Consider the following 6,337-nt stretch of genomic DNA (forward strand, 5'->3'; position numbering starts at 1 on the left):
CGCGTGGCCGCCACGATCTGGCGCGTCAGAAAATCGCCTTGGGGTTGTAATAGGTGTCGACGTTGCTCTTGTTGATGACAGCAGACGGCGTATACGAAATCTTCGGCACGTTCACCGCCTGACCTAGCGCGGCCTTGACGCCGATATCGACCGCGGTGCGCGCAACCAGTGCCGGGTCATTCAGCGCGGTGGCGCCGTACTTGCCCTGCTTGATCAACGCAAGCGCTTCCTTCTGACCATCGGCCGCGGCCACGAGCGTGATGCCCTGGCGATTCGCGCTTTCGATTGCGCGGCGAGCGCCCAGCACCATGCTGTCGTTTTCGCCGAGCACCATGTTGATGTCCTTGTTGGCGACGAGCAGATCTTCCATCGCCTTCAGGCCGCCTTCATCGGACCAGTTGCCCCAGCCCTGGCCGACCACCTGCACGTTGACCTTGCCGGTTCTTGCGAGCTGCGCCTCCATGATTCCTTCGAGTACACCGTCGCGACGTTCCTTGCCGACCGGATTACCTTTCTCGCCCGAAATCAGCGCGATTTTCAGGGGTTTGTCGCCCATCGTGTCCACCACCCACTTGCCGACCAGCGCGCCGTTTTCGCGGTTGGACGATTGCACCAGCGTCAGGTAATTCGCCTTCGGATCGAGCGTGCTATCGATCACGACCACCTTCACGCCGGCGGCAGTGGCCGCGTTGACTGCGTTGACGAGACCCTTCGGATCAGCCGGGTCGATGATCAGTACCTTGATGCCGCGGGTCACGAGATCCTCGACGTCGGAAATCTGCTTGCCCATCTTTCCCTGGGCGTCCGCGACGATGACCTCTTCGCCGAGTTCCTTTGCACGCGCCTTTGCGGATTCCATCGCCGCGGCAAAGTACGGCGCGTTGAGCACCTTCATCGAAATGCCGACCTTGATCCTGTCGGCGGCCAGGGCGGGGCTGGCCGCGACTGCGGCCGCAACGGCCAGTGCCACGCCACTGAGTACCTGCTTCACGAAATGCGTCATGTCTCCTCCTTCGTTATGGGTGTTACGCGAGTGATCGAAATGGAAATGGCTTGAAACACGGCTCGTTCAAGAGCCTTTTATGCGGCTTGCCAGAGGCGGCGTCACGGCGGCAACAGCTTGCCGGGATTTAACAGGTTCAGCGGGTCAAGAGCGGCTTTCACCGCGCGCATCGCAGCGAGTTCGGCGGGTGAGCGCGACAGTGCCAGCACCTTGAGCTTTTTCAGGCCAATGCCGTGTTCCGCGGAGACGGAACCGCCCATTTCTCCGGTCACGCCATAGACGACCTCTTGCACTTCAGGCGCGGTAGTGGGCGGCCAGTCAGGCTCCTGCACGACGATGTGCAGATTGCCGTCACCCAGGTGGCCGTAGATCAGAATCGTGGCGTTCGGCCAGCGTTCCCGCAGTCGCGCTTCGCAGCGGCGCGCGGCTTCGCCGACGTCCACGATCGAAAAGCTCACGTCGAACGACACACGCCCGGGGATCAGGCGGGGATATTCGCCGGGGGCATCGCGAATCGCCCAGAAAGCCGCGGCATCCGATTCGGACGTGGCGAGCGCGGCGTCGGCGATGACATGGGTTTCGAGCATGTCGGCGAGGAATTCTTCGAATGCAGCCGCCTGTCGCTCAGGATCGGCACCGTTGCTTTCGAGCAGCACGTAGTACGCATGTCTGCCTTCCAGCGGCGCTCGCAACTCAGGCAACCGTTGCAGGACGAAGTCATGGTAGCCGGGCCACATCACCTCGAACGCGGACACGCCCCCCGGCAGACGTTCCTGTGCCGCGCGCAACAGCGTTGTCACCGCGTCGTAGTCGGGCACCCCGCACCATGCGGTACACACCGCGCGAGGTTTTGGGCGCAACCGCAGTACGGCGCGCGTGATGACCGCGAGCGTGCCTTCACTGCCAATCAGCAGATTACGCAGGTCGTAGCCGGTGTTGTTCTTGATCATCTTGCGCAGACCGCCGACGATGCTGCCGTCCGCGAGTACCGCTTCAACATCCAGCACCTGCTCGCGCATCATGCCGTACTTGATCACGCGGTTGCCGCCCGCATTGGTGGCGAGGTTGCCGCCAATCGTGCAACTGCCGCGCGCGCCGAGATCCAGCGGGAACATGAAGCCCGCTGCGTCGGCTGCTTCCTGGACAGTTTGCAGCGGCGTGCCCGCGAACACCGTCATGGCGGCACCCACGCTGTCGATGCTCTCAATGCCGCTCATCCGCTCCATGCTGAGCGCGACTTCGCCGCCGAGCATGCATGCACCGCCGGCCAGTCCCGTCAATCCACCTTGAGTCACGACCGGCTGGCCGTACTCGTGGCAGATCTTCATGACGGTGGCGACCTGATCCGTGGTGCGCGGCCGGATCAGCGCGACGGGCTCGGCGCTAGGCGTGCGGCTCCAGTCCGCGTGTTTCCGTCCTGCGAATTCGCCCGGCAGGCTCACCACGTCCGCGCCCAGTGCGTCGTGCAATGTGCGGACCGCCCGGGCGCTTTGCCCGGAAATGGGAGCGGCCGCATCGCGCGTTTCTGTGTCCTGCATTGCATGTCTCCGAAGACGATTGTCGTGCGGCAGGCGTCGCTGAAGACCTTTGGGAAGCACGCTTTGTCGCGGCTTCAATCTTTAGTTTGCCTCAATGAAAACGATAGTAACACTATCAAGTTAATTGAGTAAACTGCCATATATTCCGGGAAAACCCCGATAACACCAGAAAAATCAAACTTCAATGTTACTGAAGTTAACGTTATACTCGGGCCAACAATCACTCATAGGGAGATGGAATTCATGCAGTGGCCTGAACCGCGCTCATTCGACGTGAACCTCGAGACCGGCCTGATGGAAGGCACGGGTACGCGTTACCAGAAGCGCCTCGCAGACCTGGACGGTCTATATGCGGATGCAGCAGCGTTTAGCGCACTCGCATCGTCACGTGGCAACGACATCGTCTACGACGTTACCGACCATCGCCCCAGCGACCAGCCCGGCGACCTGATCACCGGCGTGACGCGCATGAGTCCCGGCAAGGTGGGCAATGAATACTTCATGACGCGCGGCCATATCCACGCGAACATCGACCGGCCCGAGCTGTATTTCGGTCTCAAGGGCAGGGGGCTGATGCTGATGGAGTCGCCCGATGGTGAAACGCGTATCGTCGAAATCCGCGCGAATACGGTGTGCTATGTGCCGCCGCGCTGGATCCACCGCTCGGTGAATCTGGGCGCGGACGACTTCGTGATGCTGTTCTGCTATCCGGCAGACTCGGGGCAGGACTACGCCATCATCGAAAAGTCGAACGGTATGCGGCTACGGGTTGTCGGGGACGGCAAAGGCGGTTGGCGCAGCGAGCCAAACCCGGCGTACCGGGAGCGTTCGAATGTGGAGGTCGATGAACTGATCGCGCGGGCGAGCAAAAGCGAAGGAGTCACGCCATGATCTATCAACCGGCACAGCGGCCAACGTTCTATTTCATTGGCGTCACGACCGCTCAAAGCTCGATCATGCGGGTGTTTCCGGCGTGGGCGAAGCATCTGGGTCTGGGCGACGTGGAAATGAAGGGCATCGACTTCGAGCCGCATTCGTCGCCGCAGGCGTATCGCGAGGCGGTCGGGTTTCTGCGCAACGACCCGTTGTCGCTTGGCGCGCTTGTCACCACGCACAAGATCGATCTGTACGCCGCCTGCCGCGATCTGTTCGACGAAATCGACCCGCACGCGCTGATGATGGGCGAGACCAGTTGCCTGTCCAAACGTAACGGCAAGTTCATCTGTCACGCGAAGGACCCTATCACGTCCGGTTTTGCACTGGACGGGTTCCTGCCGGAGCAGCATTTCGCCCGGACCGGCGCTGAGGTTTTCTCGATGGGCGCGGGCGGATCGACGATCGCGCTAACGTGGCATCTGATGCAGCGAAGCCGCGGCGCGAACCGGCCTTCCAGGGTGATCGTGTCGAACCGGTCGGCGGCGCGGCTCGAGGAAATCGAGCGGATTCATCGCGAGCTGGATTCAGGTGTGCCCTGCGAGTACGTCGAGGCGCCGCGCCCTGAAGATAACGACGTCGTGCTCGCGCGGCTCTCGCCTGGTGCGCTGGTGATCAATGCCACGGGTCTCGGCAAAGATGCGCCGGGCTCGCCGCTTGGCAATGCCGCGCGGTTTCCGCAACACGCGGTGGTGTGGGACCTCAACTACCGCGGCGACCTGATTTTTCTGGATCAGGCGCGCGCTCAGCAGCAATCGGCGCAATTGCAGATCGAAGACGGCTGGACCTATTTCATCTATGGCTGGACACGGGTGATCGCCGAGGTGTTTGATGTCGGGATCCCGTCACGCGGCCCGGCTTTCGACGAGATTTGCCGGATCGCCGCCGGGGCGGGCAAACCCGCGCCGTCACGGCCGGTTGCCTGACCAGAAATGGCTGTGCGCAGCGACTGCCCGCCGGGGCTTATTCCTGTAACTGACACTTGAGACACGCGAAGGATCGACCGATGTATCTGGACAAATTCAAGCTGGACGACAAGGTCGCGGTCGTCACGGGCGCTGCGCGCGGCATTGGCCTCGCCACCGTTGAGGCACTGGCCGAAGCGGGCGCGCTCGTGGTGCTGACCGACATGAACGCGGCGCTGCTCAACGAGGCAGTGGATGTGCTGCGCGCACGAGGCTTGCGCGTAGAAGGCGAACTGCTCGACGTGACCGATCCGAAGGCCGCGCAACGCGTCAATGACGCCGTCGTCGCACGGCACGGCCGCGTTGACGTGCTCGTGAACAACGCGGGTATTGCGATTTCAAATCACCCGGCTGAGACGATGGCCGATGAGGTCTGGAACAAGGTGATCGACGTCAACCTCAATGGCGTGTTCTGGAGTTGCCGTGCATTCGGCAAAGGGATGCTGGAGCGCGGCGCGGGCAGCATCGTCAACGTGGGCTCCATGTCGGGTTTTATCGTCAACCGGCCGCAGGAACAGGCGAACTACAACGCTTCGAAGGCGGCAGTGCATCACCTGACGAAGTCGCTTGCAGCGGAGTGGGGCGCGCGGGGTGTCCGGGTGAACGCGGTGGCGCCCACCTATATCGACACTGAAATGAACAGGTACGTCTATGAAGACAAGGAGATGTACAGACACTGGGTTGGCGGCACGCCGATGAACCGGCTGGGTCGCGTGGACGAAGTGGCGTCGGTGGTGCTGTTTCTCGCGGGCGAGGCGGCGAGCCTGATGACTGGCTCGATCGTGCTCGCGGATGGCGGCTACGTGTGCTGGTGAACATGCCGCCCTTAACGTTAGCGGCCCATGAGGGTGAGCCGGTTCGCATCCGCGTGGATGAGTTCGATACCACGCTGAGCGCCCGACTCAAGGATCCGGCCAGCCGACCCCAGCCGGGCGAAGTGGTGCTGTACTGGCTCGGACAGGCCGGCTTCGTGATCGACTGTGACGGCTTGCGGATGCTGATTGATCCGTACCTGTCGGATTCCCTGGCGGACAAATATCGCGGCACGCGCTATCCGCATAGGCGGATGATGCCCGCGCCGCTCGTTCCCGCTGACCTGGACCGGCTCGATCTGGTGTTGTGTACGCACCGTCATACGGATCACATGGACCCGGGCACGTTGCAGCCTTTGGCACGGCGCTTTCCCGATCTGCGCTTCGTGGTGCCGGGGGCGTCGATTGACGAGGCGATGAAGCGCTGCGGCGCGGGCGCGGACCGGCTGATTCCGGTGAATGCGGATACCTGCGTGAAGGTGCTCGAACGCTGCCACGTCTCACCCGTCGCATCGGCGCATGAAACGCTGGACGTGGACGACGCAGGGCGGCATCCGTGGCTCGGCTATGTGATCGAAGTCCACGGTGTGCGTCTCTATCACTCAGGCGATTGCGTGCCGTACGCGGATCTCGCAAGACGTGTCGCGTTACACGAACCTGACGTTGCACTATTGCCGGTGAATGGTCGCGATGAAGCGCGCAGCGGCAATGGCGTGCCTGGCAATTTCACGCTGGATGAGGCCATTGCGCTGGCAAAGGAAGCGCGTGTTCCGGCGATGATCGCGCATCACTACGGGCTGTTTGATTTCAACACGATTTCGCCTCGGGAGATTGACGCGCGCGTTGTTGCCGAACAGCGCGGCGCATGCGAACTCTTTCGGGCACAGACGCAGCGGGCGTGGCGGCTGGTCAAAACAGACAGGACATGATGAAAGTATTGGTCGCAGTCAAACGAGTGGTCGATTACAACGTGAAGGTCCGTGTGAAGTCGGACGGCACGGGTGTGGACATCGCGAACGTGAAGATGTCGATGAATCCGTTCGACGAGATCGCGGTGGAGGAAGCGGTGCGTCTGCGCGAGGCGGG

At 62.2% G+C, this 6,337-nt stretch carries 6 protein-coding genes and 1 pseudogene; 5 read left to right on the plus strand and 2 right to left on the minus strand.

The window, feature by feature from the left end; all coding sequences use genetic code 11:
• Nucleotides 1–25 precede the first annotated feature (25 nt).
• Complete coding sequence (locus tag BLV45_RS07115) at nt 26–1,003, minus strand: sugar ABC transporter substrate-binding protein (RefSeq protein ID WP_090530854.1); 978 nt, start codon at nt 1,001–1,003, stop codon at nt 26–28.
• 101 nt (nt 1,004–1,104) lie between these two features.
• Complete coding sequence (locus BLV45_RS07120; RefSeq protein WP_090530857.1) at nt 1,105–2,541, minus strand: FAD-binding oxidoreductase; 1,437 nt, start codon at nt 2,539–2,541, stop codon at nt 1,105–1,107.
• Nucleotides 2,542–2,784: 243 nt separating this feature from the next.
• Here BLV45_RS07120 and BLV45_RS07125 point away from each other — a divergent pair, with 243 nt between their 5' ends.
• The 5 genes and pseudogenes from BLV45_RS07125 to BLV45_RS07145 all read left to right on the plus strand — a co-directional run.
• Nucleotides 2,785–3,432 (plus strand): glucose-6-phosphate isomerase, encoded by a 648-nt coding sequence (locus BLV45_RS07125; RefSeq protein ID WP_090531248.1) that lies wholly within the window; start codon nt 2,785–2,787, stop codon nt 3,430–3,432.
• Nucleotides 3,429–4,400, plus strand: coding sequence for a shikimate dehydrogenase family protein (locus BLV45_RS07130; protein WP_090530860.1), 972 nt, complete (start codon nt 3,429–3,431; stop codon nt 4,398–4,400). The genes BLV45_RS07125 and BLV45_RS07130 overlap by 4 nt, the downstream gene beginning before the upstream one ends.
• 80 nt (nt 4,401–4,480) lie before the next feature.
• Complete coding sequence (locus BLV45_RS07135; protein WP_090530864.1) at nt 4,481–5,254, plus strand: SDR family NAD(P)-dependent oxidoreductase; 774 nt, start codon at nt 4,481–4,483, stop codon at nt 5,252–5,254.
• 53 nt (nt 5,255–5,307) lie between these two features.
• Entirely contained in the window at nt 5,308–6,180 is an 873-nt protein-coding gene (locus BLV45_RS07140) for an MBL fold metallo-hydrolase (protein WP_176954085.1), read from the plus strand.
• Nucleotides 6,180–6,337 (plus strand): annotated as a pseudogene (locus BLV45_RS07145) (electron transfer flavoprotein subunit beta/FixA family protein); the annotation flags it as partial. The gene BLV45_RS07140 and the pseudogene BLV45_RS07145, both read left to right, overlap by 1 nt.

This window comes from Paraburkholderia sartisoli (genome assembly GCF_900107685.1).
GTDB lineage: Bacteria > Pseudomonadota > Gammaproteobacteria > Burkholderiales > Burkholderiaceae > Paraburkholderia > Paraburkholderia sartisoli.

Coding starts and splice junctions, on each gene's coding strand:
- BLV45_RS07115 (WP_090530854.1), bottom strand. CDS start 1,003: ATGACGCATTTCGTGAAGCAGGTACTCAGTGGCGTGGCACTGGCCGTT.
- BLV45_RS07120 (WP_090530857.1), bottom strand. CDS start 2,541: ATGCAGGACACAGAAACGCGCGATGCGGCCGCTCCCATTTCCGGGCAA.
- BLV45_RS07125 (WP_090531248.1), top strand. CDS start 2,785: ATGCAGTGGCCTGAACCGCGCTCATTCGACGTGAACCTCGAGACCGGC.
- BLV45_RS07130 (WP_090530860.1), top strand. CDS start 3,429: ATGATCTATCAACCGGCACAGCGGCCAACGTTCTATTTCATTGGCGTC.
- BLV45_RS07135 (WP_090530864.1), top strand. CDS start 4,481: ATGTATCTGGACAAATTCAAGCTGGACGACAAGGTCGCGGTCGTCACG.